At 70.8% G+C, this 22,777-nt stretch carries 19 protein-coding genes and 2 pseudogenes; 7 read left to right on the plus strand and 14 right to left on the minus strand.

The features are described 5' to 3' along the window. Positions 1 to 287 precede the first annotated feature (287 nt). The 5 genes from QSK15_RS01800 (at position 288) to QSK15_RS01820 (ending at position 9,227) form a co-directional block, all read left to right on the plus strand. The gene (locus tag QSK15_RS01800; protein ID WP_285792591.1) at positions 288 to 1,667 is read left to right on the plus strand and encodes an ABC transporter substrate-binding protein; all 1,380 of its coding nucleotides are present in this window, start codon (positions 288 to 290) and stop codon (positions 1,665 to 1,667) included. 86 nt (positions 1,668 to 1,753) lie between these two features. Further along, a complete protein-coding gene (locus tag QSK15_RS01805; protein WP_285792592.1) occupies positions 1,754 to 2,710 on the plus strand; it encodes a carbohydrate ABC transporter permease in 957 nt (318 codons plus the stop codon). An 11-nt stretch (positions 2,711 to 2,721) separates the two neighbouring features. Continuing rightward, positions 2,722 to 3,609: a carbohydrate ABC transporter permease gene (locus QSK15_RS01810; RefSeq protein WP_285792593.1), complete on the plus strand. Its 888-nt coding sequence runs from the start codon at positions 2,722 to 2,724 to the stop codon at positions 3,607 to 3,609. 100 nt (positions 3,610 to 3,709) lie between these two features. Next, positions 3,710 to 5,356: a glycoside hydrolase family 13 protein gene (locus QSK15_RS01815; protein ID WP_285792594.1), complete on the plus strand. Its 1,647-nt coding sequence runs from the start codon at positions 3,710 to 3,712 to the stop codon at positions 5,354 to 5,356. Between the two features lie 172 nt (positions 5,357 to 5,528). Beyond that, complete coding sequence (locus QSK15_RS01820) at positions 5,529 to 9,227, plus strand: discoidin domain-containing protein (RefSeq protein WP_285792595.1); 3,699 nt, start codon at positions 5,529 to 5,531, stop codon at positions 9,225 to 9,227. Position 9,228: 1 nt separating this feature from the next. Here the strand turns inward: QSK15_RS01820 and QSK15_RS01825 are convergent, their stop codons facing one another. Continuing rightward, positions 9,229 to 10,029, minus strand: a complete 801-nt coding sequence (locus tag QSK15_RS01825) for a crotonase/enoyl-CoA hydratase family protein (RefSeq protein WP_285792596.1) — start codon at positions 10,027 to 10,029, stop codon at positions 9,229 to 9,231. Between the two features lie 173 nt (positions 10,030 to 10,202). Between QSK15_RS01825 and QSK15_RS01830 the strand changes: the two genes are divergently transcribed. Continuing rightward, positions 10,203 to 11,057, plus strand: coding sequence for a Rieske (2Fe-2S) protein (locus QSK15_RS01830; protein WP_285792597.1), 855 nt, complete (start codon positions 10,203 to 10,205; stop codon positions 11,055 to 11,057). Positions 11,058 to 11,836: 779 nt separating this feature from the next. Here QSK15_RS01830 and QSK15_RS01835 read toward each other — a convergent pair. The 12 genes and pseudogenes from QSK15_RS01835 to QSK15_RS01890 all read right to left on the minus strand — a co-directional run. After that, positions 11,837 to 12,904: pseudogene (locus tag QSK15_RS01835) on the minus strand (LysM peptidoglycan-binding domain-containing protein); the annotation flags it as partial. A 14-nt stretch (positions 12,905 to 12,918) separates the two neighbouring features. Next, positions 12,919 to 13,368, minus strand: coding sequence for a pilus assembly protein TadG-related protein (locus QSK15_RS01840; protein ID WP_285792598.1), 450 nt, complete (start codon positions 13,366 to 13,368; stop codon positions 12,919 to 12,921). Further along, a complete protein-coding gene (locus QSK15_RS01845; RefSeq protein ID WP_285792599.1) occupies positions 13,365 to 13,832 on the minus strand; it encodes a TadE/TadG family type IV pilus assembly protein in 468 nt (155 codons plus the stop codon). The genes QSK15_RS01840 and QSK15_RS01845 overlap by 4 nt, the downstream gene beginning before the upstream one ends. Beyond that, positions 13,829 to 14,272, minus strand: coding sequence for a TadE family protein (locus tag QSK15_RS01850; protein WP_352232157.1), 444 nt, complete (start codon positions 14,270 to 14,272; stop codon positions 13,829 to 13,831). Before QSK15_RS01850 ends, QSK15_RS01845 begins: the two co-directional genes overlap by 4 nt. Before the next feature lie 5 nt (positions 14,273 to 14,277). Then, entirely contained in the window at positions 14,278 to 14,481 is a 204-nt protein-coding gene (locus tag QSK15_RS01855; protein WP_030332273.1) for a hypothetical protein, read from the minus strand. Positions 14,482 to 14,505: 24 nt separating this feature from the next. After that, entirely contained in the window at positions 14,506 to 15,360 is an 855-nt protein-coding gene (locus tag QSK15_RS01860) for a type II secretion system F family protein (RefSeq protein ID WP_247675710.1), read from the minus strand. 34 nt (positions 15,361 to 15,394) lie between these two features. Then, positions 15,395 to 16,341: pseudogene (locus QSK15_RS01865) on the minus strand (type II secretion system F family protein). Beyond that, complete coding sequence (locus QSK15_RS01870; RefSeq protein ID WP_285792601.1) at positions 16,302 to 17,837, minus strand: TadA family conjugal transfer-associated ATPase; 1,536 nt, start codon at positions 17,835 to 17,837, stop codon at positions 16,302 to 16,304. Before QSK15_RS01870 ends, QSK15_RS01865 begins: the two are co-directional and overlap by 40 nt. After that, a complete protein-coding gene (locus QSK15_RS01875) occupies positions 17,827 to 18,627 on the minus strand; it encodes a CpaE/TadZ family protein (protein WP_285792602.1) in 801 nt (266 codons plus the stop codon). The genes QSK15_RS01870 and QSK15_RS01875 overlap by 11 nt, the downstream gene beginning before the upstream one ends. A gap of 2 nt (positions 18,628 to 18,629) precedes the next feature. Continuing rightward, a complete protein-coding gene (locus tag QSK15_RS01880; protein WP_285792603.1) occupies positions 18,630 to 19,292 on the minus strand; it encodes an SAF domain-containing protein in 663 nt (220 codons plus the stop codon). Beyond that, positions 19,289 to 20,212, minus strand: coding sequence for a hypothetical protein (locus QSK15_RS01885; protein ID WP_285792604.1), 924 nt, complete (start codon positions 20,210 to 20,212; stop codon positions 19,289 to 19,291). The genes QSK15_RS01880 and QSK15_RS01885 overlap by 4 nt, the downstream gene beginning before the upstream one ends. Beyond that, positions 20,206 to 20,772 carry a hypothetical protein gene (locus tag QSK15_RS01890; RefSeq protein WP_285792605.1) on the minus strand — a complete coding sequence of 189 codons (567 nt, stop codon included), beginning with the start codon at positions 20,770 to 20,772 and terminating at the stop codon, positions 20,206 to 20,208. The genes QSK15_RS01885 and QSK15_RS01890 overlap by 7 nt, the downstream gene beginning before the upstream one ends. Before the next feature lie 594 nt (positions 20,773 to 21,366). On the opposite strand from QSK15_RS01890, the gene QSK15_RS01895 reads away from it, so the two are divergent. Further along, positions 21,367 to 22,044, plus strand: a complete 678-nt coding sequence (locus QSK15_RS01895; protein WP_285794301.1) for a prepilin peptidase — start codon at positions 21,367 to 21,369, stop codon at positions 22,042 to 22,044. A gap of 31 nt (positions 22,045 to 22,075) precedes the next feature. Here the strand turns inward: QSK15_RS01895 and QSK15_RS01900 are convergent, their stop codons facing one another. Further along, entirely contained in the window at positions 22,076 to 22,705 is a 630-nt protein-coding gene (locus QSK15_RS01900) for a phosphatase PAP2 family protein (RefSeq protein ID WP_285792606.1), read from the minus strand. Positions 22,706 to 22,777: the final 72 nt, after the last annotated feature.

The raw sequence follows: 22,777 nt of genomic DNA on the forward strand, positions 1-22,777 counted from the left end.
GGCGGCCGTTTTCGTCGTTGCCCGGATCGGTCAGCATCGACAGCGTCGAATGAAAGACCATAAGGCATCAATAGCGCGTAAACCGGGCTGCTTTCAGCGCCTTGCCAACATCTGTCGTCATCACGTCGTGTCCTTTCGGAACAGGGTCGATACCTTGCCGAAATGAGTCGCCCTCGCTACAGTGACTCCACTCACACCTGGCTCCGACGCAGCTACTGGGCGTCAGGTCGTATCACCGCAGATCAGCGAAGGTCATTGGAGACACCCGTTCCCGAAGGGATGGACAGATGTCCGTACCGCAATACCGAAAGGCTGCGGCGGTCGCGCTCGTGGCCGGCCTGGGGCTCAGCCTCACGGCGTGCTCCACGAAGAGCGACGACAAGGGCTCGAGCGCGGGCGGCAAGGTCACCATCACGGTGGACTGCCAGCCCGTCGGCGCCCAGAAAGAGCTGTTGAAGAACTGGAACGACGACGTCGCCGAGTTCCAGAAGCAGAACCCGGACATCACCATCAAGAGCGTCAGCGTCGGCGAGCAGTGCAACAACCCGCCGGACTTCACCGCCCGCCTCGCCGGCGGCACCGTGACCGACGTCTTCTACGGGTACATGACCGATCTCCAGCAGGTGCTCGACTCCGGTCAGGCGATGGACATCAGTCAGTACGCCAACAAGGACACCATCCCCACCTGGGACAGCGTCGACCCGGCGCTCAAGGAGGTCTTCACCGACGGCGGCAAGCTCTACGCCGTTCCGGTGAAGAACTACTCGATGGGTCTGGTCTACAACAAGGTGCTGTTCCAGCAGGCCGGGCTTGACGTCAACAACCCGCCGAAGACCTGGGCCGACGTCCGGGCCGCCGCCAAGAAGATCTCCGCGCTCGGCAACGGCATTGCCGGCTACTCGGAGTACAGCGCCGGCAGCACCGGCGGCTGGCACTTCACCTCCCTGCTCTACTCGCAGGGCGGCCAGGTGCTCACCCCGGACGGCAAGAAGGCCGACTTCAACAACGCCATGGGCAAGCAGGTCCTGCAGAACCTCAAGGACATGCGGTACGGCGACAACAGCATGGGCGCCCGGCAGTTGCTCCAGTGGGGCGACCTGCTGACGAACGCCGGCGCGGGCAAGGTCGGCATGTTCATCGGCGCGCCGGACGCCACCCAGGCCATCGTCAGCCAGTTCCAGGGCAAGTTCCAGGACTGGGCGATGGCTCCGCTGCCCGGCCAGGACGGCGCGGCGAAGGGGACACTCGGTGGTGGCGAGGGCTACTTCTTCAAGAAGGACCTCACCCCCGAGCAGGTCAAGGCCGGTCTGAAGTGGATCGCGTACCAGAAGCTCACCCCGGGCAAGGGCCAGTTCGACTACGTCCGCGCCAAGCCGCAGAACTACCCGGTGGGTCTGCCCCAGCCGCTGCTCTTTGCCAATGGCAGCGACGCGCAGAAGCAGGAGCTGGAGCTGCGTAAGGCGAACGCGAACGTCGACACGACGAACTTCGCGCTCTTCGAGGCGACCCCGGTCCCGATCAAGGGCGAGCCGCGCAACGCCCAGGCCGTCTACGCGGTGCTCGACGCCGCGATGTCGGGTGTGCTGACCAACCCGAACTCGAACATCGACGCCCTGCTCAAGACCGCCGAGGAGAAGGTCAACCAACTCCTCGCCGCCGAGAGCTGACCGCTCGTGTGGGGGTCGGGACGCCGACCCGGCCCCCACGCCACCCGCACCACGCCTCGACGTCACCGACTCACCCAGGAGTTGCCTTGGCGATCACCACCGTCCCGGAGACCTCCAGGAAACCGGGCCGCCCGCCGTCGCCGTACTCGGCGCGGCCGCAGCGCACCAGCCTCGGCCGCAAGGTACGGGACAACCTCACCGGTCACGCGTTCCTGATCGGGGCGGTGCTCTGCTTCGTCGTCTTCTCCTGGTACCCGATGGTCCGCGGCATCGTGATGAGCTTCCAGCGCACCCGGCGCGGCGAGACCACCTGGGTGGGCTGGGACAACTACACCCGGATCATCGCCGACCCGAGCTTCTGGCCCGCGTGGAAGAACACGTTCTACTTCACCGGGCTGGCGCTCGTCCTCGGGTACGCGGTGCCGTTCTTCGTGGCGATCCTGCTCAACGAGTTCCGCCACGGCAAGGGCTACCTGCGGATTCTGGTGTACCTGCCGGTGATGCTGCCGCCCGCCTCCGCGCTGTTCCTCTTCAAGTTCTACGCGTACGACCCCAGCGAGGCGGGGCTGTTCAACGCGATCCTGAAGGCACTGCACCTGCCCACCTCGCAGTGGATGCAGTCGCCGGAGATGACCATGCCGGCCATGGTGGTGGCGTCGACCTGGATGAACATGGGTGGCGCGGTGCTCATCTACCTGGCGTCGTTGCAGAACATTCCCGGCGAGCTCTACGAGGCCGCCGAACTCGACGGTGCCGGAATCTGGCGGCGCATCCGCCACGTGACCATTCCGCAGACCCGGTTGATCCTCGCTCTCATGGCGATGTTGCAGATCGTCGCCACGATGCAGCTCTTCATCGAGCCGCTGATCCTCGCCAACGGCGCGGGCGCGGAGGACTCCGCGACCTCGGTGGCGTACCTCATCTACCAGCACGGGTTCTTCCAGAACGACCTCAACGGCGCCGCCGCCCTGGGCGTGATCATGCTCGTGGCACTGGCCGGCTTCTCCGCCGTGTACGTGCGGCTGACCGCGAAACAGGACTAGGACGGCGAGGAATGGCACAGGATTCCGCAACCCGGACCCTCATCTCCCAGACCCAGATCAGCCGGGGGCGTGGCCGGATCATCTACTGGACGCTGCTGGTCGTCGTCGTGGCCGGGTTCACGCTCGTCTTCCTCGGGCCGCTCTACTGGATGGTCACCGGCGCGCTCAAGTCCGGCCAGGAGATCGCGCAGACCCCACCCTCGCTGTTCCCGAAGGACCCGCAGCCGCAGAACTACATCGACGCGTGGAACAACCTGGACCTCGCCAAGCTGCTGTTCAACACCTTCTACTACGCGATCGGCGCGGTGCTGTTCCAGCTCGTCCTCGACACCGCCGCCGCGTACTCGTTGTCCAAGCTCCGGCCGATGTTCGGCAACGTGATCCTCGCCCTGATGCTGGGGACGCTGATGATCCCGGCGATGGTCCTCATCGTCCCGCAGTACGTGACGGTGATCGACCTGCCGATCGTGCACCTCAACCTGCTCGACTCACCGTTCGCCATCTGGCTGCCGCTGGTCGCCAACGCGTTCAACATCTTCCTGTTGAAGCGGTTCTTCGACTCGATCCCGGAGGAGTTGATGGCGGCCGCCCTGATGGACGGGGCGACGTCGCTGCGCACCCTGTGGTCGATCATCCTGCCGCTGTCGCGTCCCATCCTCGGCGTCGTCTCGATCTTCGCGGTGACGGCGGTGTGGAAGGACTTCCTCTGGCCGAAGCTGGTCATGCCCTCGCCCGAGACCCGGACGGTCAGCGTCGGCATCTACGCCTTCGCCGGCGGCACGCCGATGAACGTGGTGATCGCCGCGTCGGTCATCGCCGCGATCCCCACCGTCATCATCTTCCTGATCTTCCAACGGAACATCATGTCCGGTCTGACCACGGGCAGCATCAAGGGCTGACCACATCGCATCCCTCCACGCGGCGAACGACGACCGTTCGCCCGACACATGACCAGGTCCGGCGAACCCGCCGACGTACTGACGCAGAAAGCAGGTGCTCGTGTCCACAGCTGACAGAAGTCCGTGGTGGCGGGGAGCGGTGATCTACCAGGTGTATCCCCGGAGCTTCGCCGACGGCAACGGCGACGGCATCGGCGACATCGCCGGCATCCGGTCCCGGCTGAACCACCTGTCCGCGCTCGGCGTCGACGCGATCTGGTTCAGCCCCTGGTACCCGTCCCCGATGGCCGACGCCGGCTACGACGTCTCCGACTACCGCGACATCGACCCGGTCTTCGGCACCCTGGCCGAGGCGGAGGCGCTGATCGCGGAGGCGCACGCGCTGGGCATCCGGACCATCGTCGACGTGGTGCCGAACCACTGCTCGGACGCGCACCCCTGGTTCCAGGCCGCGCTCGCCGGCGGGCCGGACGCACCCGAACGGGAGCTGTTCTGGTTCCGGCCCGGCCGGGGCCCCAACGGTGACGAGCGACCCACCGACTGGGTCGGCGAGTTCGGCGGACCGACCTGGACCCGCACCACCAACCCGGACGGCACCCCCGGCGACTGGTACCTGCACCTGTTCGCCCCGCAGCAACCGGACTTCAACTGGGACCACCCCCGGGTACGGGCGGAGTTCGAGGACATCCTGCGGTTCTGGTTCGACAGGGGCGTGGACGGCATCCGGATCGACTCGGCCGGGCTCCTGGTCAAGGACGGGACGCTGCCCGAGGTCCGACCGGACCAGCCGCACCCGTTCCACGACCTCGACGGGGTGCACGACATCTACCGGGGCTGGCGTCGGGTCGCCGACGAATACCCCGACCGGGCGCTGATCGGTGAGGTGTGGCTGCCGGACCGGCAGCGGTTCGCCAACTACCTGCGCCCGGACGAGCTGCACGCCGCGTTCAACTTCGACTTCCTCGGCTGCGCCTGGGACGCCGCGGCGCTGCGGGAGAGCATCGACGGGACGTTGAGCGCGCACGCCCCGGTCAACGCCCCGGCCACCTGGGTGCTCTCGAACCACGACGTCACCCGGCACGTCACCCGCTACGGCCGGGCGGACACCCGGTTCAGCTTCGCCGCCAAACGGGAGGGCATCCCCACCGACCTGGAGCTGGGCACCCGCCGGGCGCGGGCCGCCGCGCTGCTCTCCCTGTCGCTTCCCGGTGCCGCCTACGTCTACCAGGGCGAGGAGTTGGGCCTCTACGAGGTCGAGGACATTCCGTACGCGCTGCGGCAGGACCCGATGTGGGAACGGTCCGGCCGGATCGACCCCGGTCGGGACGGCTGCCGCGTACCGCTGCCGTGGGCCGGGGACGAGCCGCCGTTCGAGTTCAGCCCCGAGGGCGCCGCTGCGCCGTGGCTGCCGCAGCCGGCGGACTGGAAGGACCGCACGGCCCGCGCGCAGACCGGCGACTCGGCCTCGATGCTCGAGCTGTACCGGGCGGCGATCCAGGCGCGGCGGGCCGATCCGGCGCTCGGTGACGGCACGCTCACCTGGCTGCCCGCCCCGGACGGGGTGCTCGCGTTCAGCCGTGGCGGTGGCTTCACCTGCCTGGTCAACCTCTCCGACACGGCCGTGCCGTTGCCCGCCGAAGCGGAGTTGCTGCTGGCCAGCGGGCCACTCGACGAAGGGCTGCTGCCGTCGGACACGGCGGTCTGGCTGCGTACCGCCGGATCGCCGGACGGACCCGGCCGGACCTGACCGTCGTGGTGCCGGCGGTCCCGTCCCGGCCGCCGGCACCACCACCCGCCACCCCCACGCATTGGGGAGGAAGGAGCAACGAAGGGGCAATGTGCCACGCGGCGGGCGTACCCCCTGCCCCCGCCGCCGGGCAACGCACCGCACCCACCCCCGAAAGAGGTGTAGCGACCCCATGTCCAGGACTGCCACCACACGAGGCACGCCGCCGAGCGGCCCGCCCCACCCCGTCCCCGCCACCACCCGCACCGGTCGACGACTGCTCGCCGGTGCGCTCGCCGGAATGCTTCTCGCCACCGCGCCGGTCGTCACCCCCACGGCCGGCGCCGCACCGAAGGCCGACCCGTCCGCCGCAGCCGCCCGAGTGGCCATGCTCGCCGGCCTGTCCGCGACCATGACCGCCAGCAGCTACAACCAGAACTACGTGGCGGTCAACGCCAACGACGGCAACGCCTCGACCTACTGGGAGAGCGCCAACAACGCGTTCCCGCAGTGGATCCAGGCGGACCTGGGCGCCACCGTCACCGTCGACCGGGTGGTGCTGAAGCTGCCGCCCTCGTCGGACTGGCAGACCCGCACCCAGACCCTGTCGGTGCTCGGCTCCACCAACGGCTCGTCCTTCACCACCCTGAAGGCGTCCGCCGGCTACACGTTCAATCCGAGCAGCGGCAACACCGCTACGGTCAGCTTCACCGCCGCCAGCACCCGCTACGTACGCGTGCAGGTCACCGCCAACACCGGCTGGCCTGCCGCGCAGTTCTCCGAGGTGGAGGTGTACGGCGCCACCGGCAGCACCGACACCCAGGCGCCGAGTGTCCCGGGCAACCTGGCGTACACCCAGCCGGCCAGCGGGCAGATCCGGCTCACCTGGTCGGCGTCGACCGACAACGTCGGAGTGACCGGCTACGACATCTACGCCAACGGCGCGCTGCGCGGCAGCGTCAACGGGTCGACGCTGACGTACACCGACAGCCAGGCGGACACCGCCACCGTCTCGTACCACGTCCGGGCCAAGGACGCGGCCGGCAACCAGTCGGCGAACAGCAACACGGTGACCCGCACCGGCACCGGCACCCCGCCGACCGGCAGCAACCTGGCGGTCGGTAAGCCGATCACCGCCTCCGGTTTCGTGCACACGTTCGTGGCCACCAACGCCAACGACAACAACGTGGCCACCTACTGGGAGGGCAACGGCAACCCGAGCACGCTGACCGTGCAGCTCGGCGCGAATGCCACCCTCAGCCAGATCGTGCTGAAGCTCAACCCGGACTCGGCCTGGGGCACCCGTACGCAGAACATCACGGTGCTCGGCCGGGACCAGGGTTCGTCGTCCTTCAGCACACTCGTCGGCGCGGCGAACTACACCTTCAATCCCGGCAGCGGCAACACGGTGACCATCCCGGTCTCCGGCGCGGCTGCCGACGTACGGCTCTCGATCGCCTCGAACACCGGCGCTCCGGCCGGGCAGGTGGCCGAGTTCCAGGTCTTCGGCACCCCCGCGCCGAACCCGGACCTGACAGTGACCGGCATGTCGTTCAGCCCGTCCGCGCCGGTGGAGACGAGCACCATCACGCTCTCCGCGACGGTGCGCAACGCCGGCTCGGCGGCTTCCGGCGCGACGAACGTCAACTTCTACCTGGGCTCCACCCGGGTCGGCACCGCCTCGGTCGGCAGCCTCGCGGCCGGCGCGTCGACGACTGTCAGCGCCAGCATCGGCACCCGCGACTCGGGCAGCTACCCGCTCAGCGCGAAGGTCGACGAGTCGAACACCGTCGTCGAGTCCGACGACACCAACAACAGCTACTCCAACCCCAGCCCGCTGGTGGTCGGCGCGGTCGCCAGCTCCGACCTGGTCGCGTCCGCCGTCGACTGGTCGCCGGGCAACCCGCCGCCGGGCAGCACCGTCACCTTCTCCGTGTCGATCCGCAACGCCGGCAACCAGGCGTCCGCGTCCGGCGCGCACGGCATCACCCTGACCGTGCTCAACGACTCCGGCACCGTGGTCCGCACCCTGACCGGCTCGTACTCCGGTGTGATCAACGCTGGTGCGACGGTCGGACCGGTCAACCTGGGCACCTGGACCGCCGCGAACGGCAAGTACACCGTCCGGGTGGTGCTCGCCGTGGACGGCAACGAACTGCCGGTCAAGCAGACCAACAACACCACCGACCGCCCGCTCTTCGTGGGGCGCGGCGCGAACCTCGGCTACGACATGTACGAGGCCGAGGACGGCACCACCGGCGGCGGCGCCGGGCAGGTCGGCCCGAACCGGGACATCGGCAACCTGGGCGGTGAGGCGTCCGGGCGTCGGGCGGTCACCCTGAACAGCACCGGCGCGTACGTCGAGTGGACCACCCGGGCGGCGACCAACACCCTGGTCACCCGCTTCTCGATTCCCGACGCACCGGGCGGCGGGGGGATCGACTCGACGCTGAACATCTACGTCAACGGCACCCTGCACAAGCCGATCAACCTGACCTCCAAGCACATCTGGCTGTACGGCGCGGAGGCCAGCCCGAGCGACTCGCCGAGTGCCGGCCCGCCTCGCCACCTGTACGACGAGGCGAACGTGATGCTGAACTCGACCATCCCGGCCGGCAGCAGGATCCGTCTGCAGAAGGACCCGGCCAACACCACCACGTACGCGATCGACTTCGTCAACCTGGAACTGGTCGCGCCGCGAGCGAACCCCGACCCCTCGCGGTACCGGGTGCCGTCCGGCTTCAGCCACCAGGACGTGCAGAACGCGCTGGACGCGGTCCGGATGGACACCACCGGCAACCTGGTCGGCGTCTACCTGCCGGCCGGCACCTACGAGACCGCCCAGAAGTTCCAGGTGTACGGCAAGCCGATCACCGTGACGGGCGCGGGCATGTGGTACACCCGCTTCCAGACGCCGACGGGCCAGCAGAACACCGACGCGGGCTTCCGGGTGGAGTCCTCGGCCAGCGGGTCGTCCTTCTCGCACCTGGCCTTCTTCGGCAACTACACCAACCGCATCGACGGGCCGGGCAAGGTCTGGGGTGAGCTGAAGGACGTCGACAACATGACGCTGGACAGCGTCTGGGTCGAGCACACCGTCTGCGCGTACTGGGGGGTGAGCGTCAGCGGGCTGACCATCAGGAACAGTCGCTTCCGCAACACCTTCGCCGACGCCGTGAACCTGACCAACGGCAGCACCAACAACCTGGTCACCAACTCCGAGGGCCGGTCGAACGGCGACGACGCGTTCGCCCTCTTCTCGGCGACCGACCAGGGTGCCTCGGTCGGCAACAACGGCAACGTGTTCGAGAACCTGACGGCCACGCTGACCTGGCGGGCGGCCGGGTTGGCGGTCTACGGCGGCTACAACAACATCTTCCGCAACCTCTACATCGCGGACATGTTGACGTACTCCGGGATCACCATCAGCTCGCTGGACTTCGGCTACCCGTTCATCGGGTTCGGGTCCAGCCCGCCCACCCAGTTCCAGAACATCTCGATCGTCAGAGCCGGCGGGCACTTCTGGGGCTCCCAGACGTTCCCCGCGATCTGGGTCTTCTCCGCCTCGAAGGAGTTCCGCGGCATCCGGGTGTCCGACGTGGACATCGTCGACCCGACGTACACCGGGATCATGTTCCAGACCAAGTACAACGGGTCGCAGCCGGAGAACCCGATCACCGACACGGTCTTCACCAACGTCTCGATCAGCGGCGTGCGCAAGAGCGGTGACGCGTACGACGCGAAGTCCGGCTTCGCGATCTGGGCCAACGAGATGCCGGAACCCGGTCAGGGTCCGGCAGTCGGCTCGGTCACCTTCACCAACCTGCGGCTGACCAACAACTACCAGGACATCCGCAACACCACGACAACCTTCACCATCAACCGCAACTGAGCTAGCGCGTGGTCGACGCCGCCGGGAGGGTCCCCTCTTCCGGCGGCGTCGTGCCGTGCCGGCCTGCGCCGGCGGCGAACCGGGCCGCGCCGGCCAGCGCGTCCGCCGCCAGCGAGTCCATTCCGTACGCCAACTCGGTCGCCAGCGCCTCCGGCTCTCCTCGCCCCGCACCGGCCAGCACCGCGGCCCGGTCGTTGCGCAGGCAGGTCTGCGGGTGCCGGGCGATCGACGCCGCCAACTCCTCGGCCGCCGCCCGCGCCTGGCCGGGCGGCACCACCCGGTTGACCAACCCCATCGCGTACGCCTCATCGGCCGGCACCGGGCGGCCGGTGAGGATCAGGTCCATCGCCCGGCTCTCACCGATCAACCGGGGCAGCCGGACGGTGCCGCCGTCGATCAACGGCACCCCCCAGCGGCGGCAGAACACCCCGAGGGTCGCGTCCGACTCGGCGACCCGCAGGTCACACCAGAGCGCCAACTCCAGACCGCCGGCCACCGCGTACCCGGAGATCGCCGCGATCACCGGTTTGCTGAGCGTCATCCGGGTCGGACCCATCGGGCCGTCTCCCTCCGGCTCCACCCGGTTTCCGCTCGGCGTGCCGATCGCGGTGAGGTCGGCACCGGAGCAGAACGTGCCCCCGGCACCCCAGAGCACCGCCACCGCCGAGTCCGGGTCGGCCTCGAAGGCCCGGAACGCGTCCGCCAGCGACCGCGCGGTGGGACCGTCGACAGCGTTCCGAGTCGTCGGCCGGTCCAGCACCACGGTCATGACCGGTCCGCTCCGCTCCACCCGCACACCCATCCCGCCAGCATGCCCGGCCCGCCGCACCCCCACAATCCCCGTCGATCTTGCACTTCCGGACGGCGTGCGTCCCGGATCCTCGGCGCAGGACTCCATGATCGGCGGCGTGAGGGTGCGGCAGGTTCGTCGCCGCTGACCGGTTTGCGACGACGATCGCCGGGAAGTCGGTACTCGTGCGAGCGCTATTGACGAAAGTTGAGCAGGACTCCCGGCTGGATGGCGCGGGTGACCGGTTGCAGAAGGCCGTCCTGGGGACGCTGCGTCCGCGCCGGCTGCGCGATCTGCTGCACGGGGTGACCCTCGGGCACCCGCTGCACCCGGCGATGGTGCAGGTCCCGGTCGGTGCGTGGATCAGCGCCGCGGTGCTGGACCTCATGCCCGGGCAGCGCCGGCCGGCCACCGTGCTGGTCGGTTTGGGCACGGTCAGCGCGCTGCCAGCGGCCGTCGCCGGTCTGAACGACTGGGCGGCGCTCGCCCGGGACCAGCGTCGGGTCGGTCTCGTGCACGCCGCCGCCAACACCGTCGGCATGGCGATCTACGCCGGTTCGCTGGCCGCGCGGATGTCCGGTCGCCACGGGATGGGCCGCGCGCTCGGCTTCCTCGGGCTTTCCACCGTGAGCCTGGGGGCGTACATCGGGGGGCACCTCGCGTACAAACAGGGGGCGCAGGTCAACCAGAGCATCTCCGAGCTGCACCGGATGACCGACGGTTGGCACTCGTTGGCCGACATGGCGACGTTGCCGCAGCGCACCCTGATCACCCGGGAGGTGGACGACAACATCTCGGTGATCCTCTACCGGCACGGTGACGAGGTGACGGTGATGTTGGAGCGCTGCCCGCACCAGAGTGGGCCGCTCGGCGAGGGCGAAGTGCAGGAGATCGACGGTCACGCCTGTGTCGTCTGCCCGTGGCACGGCAGCGCGTTCCGGCTCAACGGCGGCGAGGTAGTGCAGGGGCCGTCCGGCAACGACCAGCAGGTCCTGCCCACCCGGATCCAGAACGGCGTGCTCCAGACCCGCCTGCCCTGACCTGCCTGCCCCTACCACCGGGCCGACCGCTGCTCTGGTCGGCGGCGATGCTCGTGCACGGACCCCATTGAGCGGGCCGGCCCGCGACACGTCGGCGCATCCGGTAACACTCCGTGGCGACCCCGGAGGCAATGACACGCTCGACGCTGATGTCTGTGGGTCATCTTGATGACTCACAGGCATCTCGCTTCCCGAGGAATTGCCTTCGGGCGATTCCACTGCGGCCGGGTGACCAGACCGTCGCCGCGTGCTGGCCGGCCGCCGTCGCCCGCGGACCGGCGGCACACCACCGCACCAGACGCGGAACCTGAACGGGGCCTGCCCTGACGACAGCGTCGCGCCGGTCGATCGCCTCAGCTGCGTCGGTGGCGGCCGACCGGCGGTCCGTCCGGTACGGAATCCAAGCCGTGCTCACCGTTGAACAGCCCGCCTTCGGCACCGGCGCCGGCCCAGCCGTCGTCGCCACTCCACTCGCCAGGGCCGTCGGTACCCACTCCGCCACCGGCGGGTGCCGTGCCGCCGCCGTTAGGCGTGACGCCGCTGCCGGGAGGTGCGAGGTCGTTCCCGACCGGTGCCGTGGCACCGGTCGGTGTCGAGGGGCCCTCGATGGCCGCCGCCCGGCTGGCAGCCCACGCGGCCCCGCTCCCGGCCGCCCCACCACTGGTCAGCCGGCCCGTCCCACCAGTGCTCAGCCCGGCCCCATCGCTGCCCCGTCCCGCCCCGCCAATGCTTCGGCCCGCCCCGCTGCTGCTCCGGGCCGCGCCACCTCGGGGTCTGCGGGAGGGTGCGGCCAGCCGGGGAGCGCCGGCTGCGGTGGCCGGGCGCCGGCGCAGCCCCAGGACCGCGCCGATCTGGGCGCCGACGATGCTCGCCACGGCCAGTACGGCGGAGACCGCCAGCGGGCGGTTCACCCGATCGACGTCACCGGCCCGGGCCGCACCGACCGTCATCGCGGGTGGCTGGCCCGTCGACTGCGTACCGCTGGGTGGTGCCGGGGCCACCCGCGGCGGGGCGGTCTGCTCGGGCGCCGGCCGGGGCGCGGGCGGCTTCGACGCCGCGGGCCGGTCGACGAGCCGGCCGGTGGCGTGCCGCCGGGCCCCCTGGTCGGTGGCCTCGGTGGGCAGTCGGAGTAGTTGCCCGGGGCGGATCCGGTCCGGGTCGTCGAGCTTGTTCAGCTTGGCGAGTTGTCGGTAGTCGCCGAACTCGTCCAGGTACCGCTCGGCCACCTCCCCGAGGTAGTCGCCCCGCGCCACCCGGTACACCGGCGCGGCCTCGTCGGTCGCCGCCGGGCCGCCGGGTGCGGCGAGCCCTGTCCCGGCCAGGCCGAGCAGCCCACCCTGGGCCACCGGCGCGGCCGTGTCCGGTGTCGTCGCGGCGCGGGTCGGCGCGGCCAGCGTGGTGACGGCGGGTGCGCCCGGATTCGCGTACGCCGGAGCCCCATAGACCGCGGCGGCGCTTGCGGCGGCCGGGCTGGCGACCAGGATCAGCGCCACCGAGCCGACCAGCGCGGCGGCGGCCTTCTGCTGGCGGCCCATGCCGGGCAGCTTCGGCGCCGGCCGGCGCACTGTCTGCGCGCCCAGCTCGACGAGGACGGAGAAGGCGAACGTGGCCCAGCCGAACCAACCCGCCACGGCCAGCGCCCGCAGGAAGAGCTGGCCGTCGTCCCGGCTGGTCAGCGCGGTTCCCACCTCCCCGATGGTGGGCAGGTGGTCGGGCAGGGGGTTACCGGCGAAGGCAAGCAACGCGATCGGCGCGCCGACCAGCAGCACCAGGAGCACGGCCAGTGCGCCGATGCCGGTGAGGATCCGTCCGGTCCGCCGTACCACGGACCCACCCGATACGGGCATGGCTGCCTTCCTTCCTACGGTGCTGCGGTGATGGCACGTGCGGTCGCCTCGCCGGTGACGGTGACCGTCTTGTCCTTGACGAACGGTCCGAGCATCGAGCGGTGGTAGGTGATGGAGACGGTCACCCGGATCAGGATCTCCCCGTCGACCTCGGGGAAGCTCACGGTGTGGCCGGCGGCCTTCGCGGCAGCCAGGTAGTCGGCGACCGCCACGCGTGCCTGCGGCTGGTCGATCCGTTTCGGGCCGCCCTCGATGGCGGTGGCCCGGTCGATGGCCTGACCGCCGGCCCGAGCCGCCTCGGCGGCCAGGTTCTGGGCCCGTTGCAGGGTGCGGAGCTGACCGGCGCCGTCGAAGGAGAGGCCGATGATGGCCAGTACGCCGATCATCGTCACCGCGAGGAAGATGCTCACCCGGCCGTGCTCACCTGCCCGCGAGGACCCGGCGGCCGACGTGGTGGCCGTCATCGCCGACTCCGGTAGCGGTCGAGCGGGGAGGTGAACTGCCCGGTGATCAGCCGTTCACTCGGCATCCCGGGCAGGATGTCGAGGGTGATGTCCCGGAAGGACACCCGGCAGCTGATCGTCACCGTCACCGTGGCGTCCGTACCGACCGAGCTGCTGAAGGCGTCGTCGAACCCGGAGTCCTTGCCGGCAATCGAGCCGGTGAACGTCGGCTGCAGGTCGTTGGCGCAGGCCAGGCCGTGCCAGTCCAACTGTTTCCGGGCGGCCTCCAGCGCCTCCGTCCTGGCGGTGGCGGAATTGCGGGAGATCGAGGCCGCCCGTGCGGCGTCGTGTGCGGCCGCGTCGAGCGCCTCCGCCGCCACCGCGCTGCGCCCGACCACGCCGGCCAGCACCATCAGCGCGATGAACGCGGGCGCCAGCACCGCCACCTCGATGGAGACCGAGCCCCGCTCGGCGGCCCGGGTCATGGCGGGGTCACCCTCTCCACCGTCCCGTGGGCGGTCTGCTGTATGGCGAAGTCCACGCCCGGCACCACTGACAGCGAGCGGCCACTCACCGTGCAGGTCACCTCGGTCAGGGTGGTCACGCAGGTCGGACCGGCCTTGTCCCAGCCCACCAGCCAGCCGCCGGCGGCTCGCAGGAAGCGGGAGGCGCTCTCCACCCCGGCACCGTCGGGCGCCTCGTACGTCCGTTGCGCGTTGACGCCACTCTGCGCAGCGTTCAACGCGGTGGAGCGGGCAAGGAAGACGGCCGCGACCTGGATCGAGGCGAAGAGCAGCACCAGGATCAGCGGCATCATCACGGCAAGCTCCACCGGGTTGGCACCCCGCTCACGGTCGTCGGCCGCGAGAGGGCGCCGGGCGGCGGTGACCGCCCGGCTCCACCTCGAGGACGTCGCTCGACTCACGCCGGCTACTTCGGGGGCGAGTAGCCCGGGATCTTGGTCATCCAGTCGTTGGCCTTGGTCAGGGCCAACGCGGTGACAGCCATGGCGACGGCGACCAGGCCGGCGATGATCACCGCGGTGGGCACCGGGCTGTCGCCCCGCTCACCGTCACGGCGCAGCTCCGCCAGACGCGTCGTCAGCACGACGTGCAGATAGCTGAGGATGGACATCGCGTTCTCCTTCAAGGGGGTGGGTCAGACACGGGTGATGAACGGATAGAGGACGAACCCGAGCAGTACGAAGACGAGCAGCGCGCCCGGGATGTCGAGCTTGCTGGTCACCCCCTCGGCGCGGGTGAGGTTGTCGGTGCGGATCTGGTCGCGCAGCGAGTCGGCCCGACTGCGCAGCGTCTCGTGCACCTGCGCGCCCTCGCTGCCGGACGAGCGCATGATCGCGCCGACGTCACCCAACTCCGGAATGCCGACCTTGTCGGCGAGGTCGCGGAGTTCGTCCCAGGGCGCGTGCATCTGCATCTGGGCGATCCGCAGCGACTCCTGAAGCCGGTCGAACACCCAACCGTCACAGACCGCCGCCGCCCGCTCCAGCGACTGCACCGGCCCGTGCGCCGCCGAGAGTTGCAACGCCACCAGGTCGAGATAGGTGCAGACGGCCTGGCGGAACTCGTCGCGGGCGGCATCCGCCTTGGTCAGCACGGCCCGGTGCGCCAGCAGGCCGCCCAGCAGCGCCAGGCCCAGGCTGCCGAGCACCGGCACCACCAGCGGGAACGAGACGCCGAGCGCCCACAGCGTCACCCCGAGCAGTGTCGGCGTGGCCAACCCGATCAGCGTGGAGAGCAGCACCGACAGCGCGTACTGCTCGGGCGTCTGACCGATCAGGGCCAACTGCCGCTGCGGCGGTCGCAACCAGCGGGACAACCCGGTCAGCGAGTCGAGCCGCCGGGACGCGGGCGTGGCCACCCGGCCGGTGCCCGGTGGCTGGTGTAGCCGGCGCAGCGCCGGCCCGAGCGCCGGTGTCGCCGGCACCAGCTCCCGGACCACCAGGAACACACCCAGACCGATCCCGGCGCCACCGCAGACCGCGAGAGCCATCTGCCAGTTCACGATCACGGGAGCGACCTTTCGTTCACGCGATCACCTCGGTCGGGTCGGGCGCCGGCAGGAACCGGGCCGGACGTCGCGGCTGGCTCATCGACCGCACCCAGGCCAGCAGGCCGATGAAGGCGGCACCGAGGGCGGCCATCACCAGCTGACCGACCGGCGTGCCGTACGGCTTGATGTACTCGATGTTGATCAGTCCGTACGCCAGGGTCGCCAGGGTCATCCCGGTGAGGAAGCGGACCGCGAACCGGGGCTGCGTGCGCTTGGCCTCGATCTCCCGACGGGTCGCCACCTCGGCGGACGCCGCGCCGGCGATCGAACCGAGCACGTCACCCAGCCGCTCACCCCGGTCCGACAGGTGCAGGATCAGCGCCGCCACCACCTGGTCGCAGACCGGGTCGGCGATCTCGTCGGCGAACGCCAGCAGCGCGGAACGGGCCAGCCAGCCGGCCTGGAGACGGGCGGCGAGCAGCCGTACCTCGTCCTCGATGCCGGGTGGCACGCTGCCGATCGTGCCGATGATCGACTGCTGGAGGCCCTGCCCGGTGCCGGAGACGTCCTTCAGTCGGCGGGTCCACTCGCCGACCGCCTCGATCCGGGCGATCGCCCGCTGTTCGGCCTTGCCCACCCCGAACAGCCACGGGGTGCCGGGCACCGCCACCGCCACCAGCAGGCCCACCACCGGCAGGCCGGTCAACAGGAACGCCAGCGCGCCGGCGGCCACCGCGGCGACCAGCAGCGCCTGGTAGGCCCGCTGCTCGGCCGGAGTGCTGCCCGGCCCCCGCCACAGTCGGCTCAGCCCCGGGCCGCTGCCCGGGGGCGGCCCGGGCGGCCGGCGGGTGCCGACCAGCGCGATCACGGCCAGCAACAGCCCGGCCACACAGGCTGCCCCGGAGATCACCGCGATCAGTTCCAGGCTGCCGAGCATCAGGTCACCGCCGGGCCAGTCGGGTCTGCCGGGGCCGCCGCCACGCACCGGCACCGGCCTCGACCCACCGGGTCAGCAGCCGTGCGTCGTAACCCACCCGCAGCAACTGGTCACGGACCCGCTCCGGCAGGTGCCGGGGGACCGCACGACCGTCCGGGCCGGGCCCGAAGACCGTGGTGGTGGTGATCCGACCGGCTTCGCCGGCCCCGATCACCTCCTCCACATGGGAGACGAACCGGTGTTTGCGCCCACCGATCGCGGTCTCGTCCTCGACGGTGACGTAGACGATCAGGTCGAGCGCGTTGCCGGCCATCCGACGGGCCTGGTCGACGGTCATCTCGCGGCCGTGCGCCAACGCCAGCTCGACGATCCGTTCACCCACACCCGCCGCGGTACGGGCGTGGATGGTGCACATCGACCCCCGGCTGGTGGTCATGGCCTGGAGCATCGGCACGATCTCCCGGGATCGCACCTCACCCACGATGATCCGCAGGACGCCCATCCGCAGCGACAGCGGGATCAGGTCGGCGATGGTCACCTCACCGGCCGGGCGGCCATCGAAGCCGCGTTCGCCGTGGCCCTCCCGGGCCTCGAAGCTCATCACTGCCCGGTGCCGCTCCCGGCGGCGGGCCGGGAGCAGCTCCCGACTCTCCTCCAGCAGCACGTACGGCTCATCCTGCGGGATCTCGTTCATGAGCGCCCGGATGACAGTGGTCTTTCCGGCGCCGGCCAACCCGGCGACCATGATGTTCAGACCGGCGCGCATGGCCGCGCGGAGGAAGTCGCGCAGCAGTGGGTCGATCATCTCGTCCAGGTCGTTGCGGGCGCCCGCCAGGTCGTCGAGGCTCACGTCCAGGGTGTTGTGCTTGCGGATCACCGCGTACGGGCGGTGGCTGACCAGGAACACCGCTGCCAACCGGCTGCCGTCGGGCAGTTGCAGGTCGAGGGTCGGCTTCACTGTGGACAGGGACCGTTCGGTCGCGCCCGCCCGGCGGGCCGCCGCCTGGAGGATCTCCACCAGTTCGGCGTCGCTGTCCGCGATCGGCTCGGCCCAGTCCACCCCACCGCCGTGCCGGGTGATGCGCACCTGGTCGCAGCCGAGGATGTGCACCTCCTCGATGGTGTCGTCGACGAGCAGGGTCTGTAGCCGGCCGAGTCCGACCAACTCGGCGGTCACCTGGTCGAGCAGCAGACGTTCCTCGCTGGCGGCCATCGGCGTACCGGCCCGGCGCACCGAGTCCGCGTACGCGGCGACGACAGTGACGGCGAGGCGGGCCCGTTCGGTGTCCTCCTCGTCGACGGTGAACTCCCGGCCGCGCTGCCAGAGGGTGAGCCGTTCGGTGAGTTCCCGGCGCAGCTCCCGGACCACCTGGAAGTCCATTCGTGGTCGGGGCGGCGGCTCCGGCGGCGGGGTGACCGCGGGCATCGGCTGCGGCACGGACTGGTGGTGCCGGCCGTTCGGCACGGCCAGTGGCGGCGCGGTCGAGGTCACGCCGGGTGGCTGCTGGCGCGGATCAGTGGAGACCGGCTCAAACCGCATCCGGCACCCCCTGCTGCACGGGCCACGCCAGGCGGGCCCGTCGCCGCTCCAGGAGTGCCCCGATCGGGACCTCCAGCGCGGCCGCCGCGCGCATCAGCGGCCGACCGGCCCGCACGGTTCCGCCCAGGGCGAGCACCCGGGCGGTACGCGGATCGTGCGGCAGCCGTGCGATGACCGGCAGTTTCAGCGCCCGGCTGATCTCGGCCCGTCCGTGCCCGTCGCCGACCAGCAGCAGCCGCAGGGTGCCCGGGGCCACCCGGTGCTCGGCGAAGTCCCGTTCGATGGTGGTGACCACAGCGCGGGTGCCGGAGAGGTCCGGCAGGTGCGCCCGGGTGACCAACAGCACCACCGACGCGGCCCGCAACACCGGCCACGGTGGCCCGGTCACGTGCAGCCGGCCACAGTCGACAAGCACGTCGTAGCCGGGTGTGCCGCGGTCGAGGGCGTCGAAGTAGTCGGCGAAGCGCTGCCAGAGCGGGGTGACGCTGCCGCTCTGGGCCGGGTCGACGAGACCGGGCAGCAGCAGCCGTTCCCGGTGGGGCGCGTCCAGGTCGACCAGCTGCGACCAGAACCCGGTTTCCAGGTTGCCGTCGCGCAGCTCTCCGACGGCCAGCTCGCCGATGCCGCGTGGGCCGTCCAGTTGGCCGCCGAGGTATCCGGCGAGGATCGAGCCACCGGCCGGGTCACATTCGGCGACCACCAGCCGTCGGTGCCAGCTCAGTGCGCAGGCCAGCGCCGAGGTGGTGACGCCGGGTGAACCCTTCGCGGACACCAGCGCGATGATCGCCATGCTCAGGCCGCCTCGGTCAGCACGACGGCGAGCCGTTCCTGTGCGGCGAGCGCCACCACGGCGGGCACGTCACGGGTGAGCAGCGCCAGGTACAGGACCTTGTCGTCGTTGCTCGGGCTGACCATGTCGATGACGGTGGCCGGGAACCGGGTGCCCGCGGCGGTGGGCGGGTCGCCGCTGGTGCTGGTGTCCGGAGTGCTGACCAGTAGGACCTTGTCGCCGGGGTGCAGTTCGCGGGCCGGCACCTGGGCGGTCTTCAGACCGAGCGCGATCTGCTGCTGGCCGGGGCCGAGGAGCGGATCGTCGGTGACCTGTCCCAGGGTGAGCAGTGTGCCCGGAAGCAGCGCGACAGCGGCCCGTTTGCCGACCACCTCGTCGAGCCGTCCGGCGGGCACCGGGCGCAGCCCCTGACCACCGGCGACCTGCACGGTGACCAGGTCCGCGGCGCTGATCTCGCGGCCCACCTCCACCGGACGGGCCACCGCCAGGTAGCTGCCGGTGGCCCGTACCGACGTGACCGCGAACGCCGCGCCCAACCCGCCCAGGGCGATCAGGAGGACGGCGAGACCGAGCAGCCCGGGGCGGACCCGCCGCTGTCGGACCACCGTGGGCGGGTTGACGGGCGCGTCCACGGATCCGGTCCCGTTGCGGGTCGCGAGGCTCATCGGGTCACCACCTGGAGTTCGTTGATCTGGATCGGCACCGTGCCGCTGTTTCGGGTCACCGGGATCACTCCGCTCTCGCCGCCGCCGCTCCAGGTCACCGTCCAGTACGTGGTGGCGGTGACCCGGTAGGTGTCGGCCTTCTGGTAGCCCTTGTCGTAGCCGCAGTCCGGGGAGGTGCCGCCGGCCCGGTCACCCTTCGGGTCGTACGGGGTGCCGGGGCCGTCGCAGGAGACCTGCTCGTCGTTGCCCATGTCCCAGACGATCTCGCGGACCTTCGCCTCGATGGAGACGGTCACGCCCCGGTCGGACGCGGACGCGGTCAGCGGCCCGAAGTAGCTGGTACTCGGTGCCGCCCACATCCACACGGGCAGGCCGACGAGTCCGGGGCCGATGCTCTTGCGGGGCGCGACCCTGAGCGGCGCCGGGAGCAGCTTGATCGACGCCAGGGCGCGGCGGGCCAGCTCCTCCGGGTCCGGCGGTGCGCCGAAGCCGGCCGGCGGATCGGCCAGCTCCACCACGTCCTGGGCACCCAGGTCGCCGCCGTTGCAGGTTTGCAGGTACCACTGGTGACCCTCGGAGGGCTCGGTCGACCCCTCGGTCAGCTTGTAGTAGCACCCGTCGCCGTTGTTGAACCAGCCCAGGTCCTCGTCGTAGCAGGGGATGGTCCGCCCGTTCCACTGGCAGACTCCTCCGCCTCCGCCGCCCCCGTCATCCCCGCCGTCATCACCACCGCCGCCGGGGTTGCCCGGGTTGCCAGGTTCGTCGTCCCAGACGCTGCAGTCGGGTTGGTCGGGCGGGCAACCGGCCCCCGGGTCGGCCCGTCGGGCGGCGGTGGCCGGCAGTGTGGCACCGAGCACCAGCAGGAGCGCGAGGCCGATCCCGGCGAGCGCCCGCCGGGTTGTCGCGGGCCGGGTCAGCACGGCTGGTCCCGGTGCGTCGCGCCATAGTTGATCAACCAGCGACCGTCCGGGTACCGGGTCGCGGTGGCGGTGGAGAGGTGCCGGCCCCCGCCGCTACCCGGGACGGGACGTTTGTCCTTGGCGTAGACCAGCCGGTAGCCGGTCGTGTCGAGGCAGTCCTGGATCTCCACGGTGGCCGGCTTCGCGTCCAGGCTGACCGCGGTCACGGTCGGGTCGGACTTCACCGTTCCGGTACGCATGGCGCCGTGCTCCTTGGCCTCGCGAATGGACACCCGGACCCGGGTCAGAAGTGGATCAGCGAGAAACCGGGACAGTTCCGGCGCGCGCGGATCACTGCGTTGGCCCGCCTTGCGGGAGGCCGTGAGATAACCGGAGTACGCGTCAAGCGCCGCCTTTTCGGCAGCGTGCCGATCGACGTCGGGATTGGTCCGGTGCCCATCGTCGCGTACCGCGGTCGGCCGTTCGACCGATTCCCGTCCGCTGGCGCAGGCGGTGACCGGTATCGCCGCCACGATCGCCAGCAGGCAGATTGCCGCTCGCCTGAGCTGCCGTCCGCGCACCGTCGAGCCTCCTCGTGGTCGCCAGGGGCGGTGACTGTTCACCGCCGCCGGGCATGCGGAAGCGCGCCCGGATCAGCACATCCGGAGCCGTTCATTGCGCTTCGGCATTCACCGTTACGGATCTTTCGCGAATTCAGGTCCCTGTGTCGTCCGATGGCAAAGGTGAGGCTTGCGTCACACCCAAGGGGCGAGCATAGGCTGACGCTCGCCGATGCAACAGAGGCAATTCAAGTGAACACTCTGTGTGATGACAGGTGGTGGTGGCGGGTGTCCGCACCGCGCCCGGAGCGAAGGCCGTGCGAAAGGTCGTTATTGATGGGACGTCGCTGGGTCGAACGAGCCCCTCGACGTTTCGCGACGGGTCGCGAGAGTGGGACATCGTGGCGTCATCCCGGCATTCGAACGGGGTCGCCAGGCGATCAGGGGGCCGCCCCACCCGACCCCGAAGCGGTGAAAAGCACCCCCGCCGGCTCAGGTGGGCAGGTCGCTTTCCGCGCCATCCGTCACACCACAGCGAACCCCCGGTCACCATCCGTGTTTGCCGTGGCGGGGTCGCGGCGGGCCGTGTTCGCGATCCTCGCGATCAGCCCGCTGATGCGACTGGCCGCGCTGCGCTACGCCGTACCCCCGGGTCTGCCCAGCCGGACCGGCTGCGACGCCTGCGGCGCGCCGGTCGGAGTGACCCGCCCCTGGCCGGCGCTGGGCCCGGCGGCCCGGTGTGGGCACTGCCGCGCCCGGGTCGGCCCACCGCCGGGCACCGTCGAGGTGGCTGTGCTCGCGGCGGTGCTGCTGCTGGCGTTCGGCGGCCCGTCGGACGGGGCGCTGCCGGCGTTGATCTGGTGGCTCGGCTGGACGATCCCGGCGATCCTCGTCGACCTGGCCGTGCACCGGCTGCCGGATCGGCTCACCCTTCCCGCGGCGGCCGGCACCTGGCTGTTGCTCGGTGTGGCCGCGCTCGATGCCGACCCGGGGCACTGGCTTCGGGCCGTCACCGGCGGCACCGGGCTGGCGCTCTTCTTCGCCAGCACCGCCGTGCTGCTCGGCCGCCGGGGCTTCGGGCTGGGCGACGCCAAGCTGGCGCTCAGCGTCGGGGCACTGCTCGGCTGGTACGGCTGGCCGGTGCTGTTGTTCGGGATGCTGCTCACCTTCGGGCTCTCCGCAGTGGTGAGTCTGGGCCTGTTGGCCACCCGTCGAGCCAACTGGAGCAGCCACCTGCCGTTCGGCCCGTTCCTGCTGCTCGGCACGATGGGTGCCGTCCTGCTGGCGGCCTGACCCAGCGGGCGGCGACCGGCCGGGTCGCCGGTCACTGTCGCGAGCGGCCGGCCAGTTTGGGGATCGGGCTGTCCTGACGGTCGGCCCGACGGCGCAGCACCTCGCCGACCGGGCGGGCCAGCAACGGGGTGATCACCACGGCGACCAGGGCGCCGAACAACACCCCTGCGATCACGTCGTGCGGGTAGTGCACGCCCACGAAGACCCGGGAGAAGGCGGCGAGCGCGGCCAGGGGCAGCGCGACCAGGCCGAGGCGGCGGGAGAGCAGCACCGTGGTGACCGCCAGCGCTCCGGCGATGGTGGCGTGGTTGCTGGGGAACGACCAGTCGCCCGGTGGTGGGCAGGCGCTCGCGATGATCTCCCGGCCGATGGTCCGGCAGGGGCGCTCCTCGTCCACCACGGTCTTGAAGAATTCGCTGCCCACGTACGCCAGGACGGCCGGCAGCGGCGCGATCAGGGCGAGCGCCCGGTCGTGCGGGCCGCCGACCCGGCGGCTCAGCGCGGCCATCAGCAGCAGCGCGCCGAGCAGCAGGATCACCCCCTCGGTGGCGTGTCCGACGAACCACTGCACCGGCTCTGGGCTGCCGGCGGCGGCGTCGACGACGTCGCGGTACCACTCGGCGCTGATCTCCGGAACGTCAATGCTGCCGTTGTCGACCATGCATCACCTCACTTCACGTTCATACCTCGTTCACCTGGGGGACACCCTAGGAACGCGGCAGAGGGTACCGCC

The sequence above is a fragment of the Micromonospora sp. NBRC 107095 genome, assembly GCF_030269705.1.
GTDB lineage: Bacteria > Actinomycetota > Actinomycetes > Mycobacteriales > Micromonosporaceae > Micromonospora > Micromonospora parva.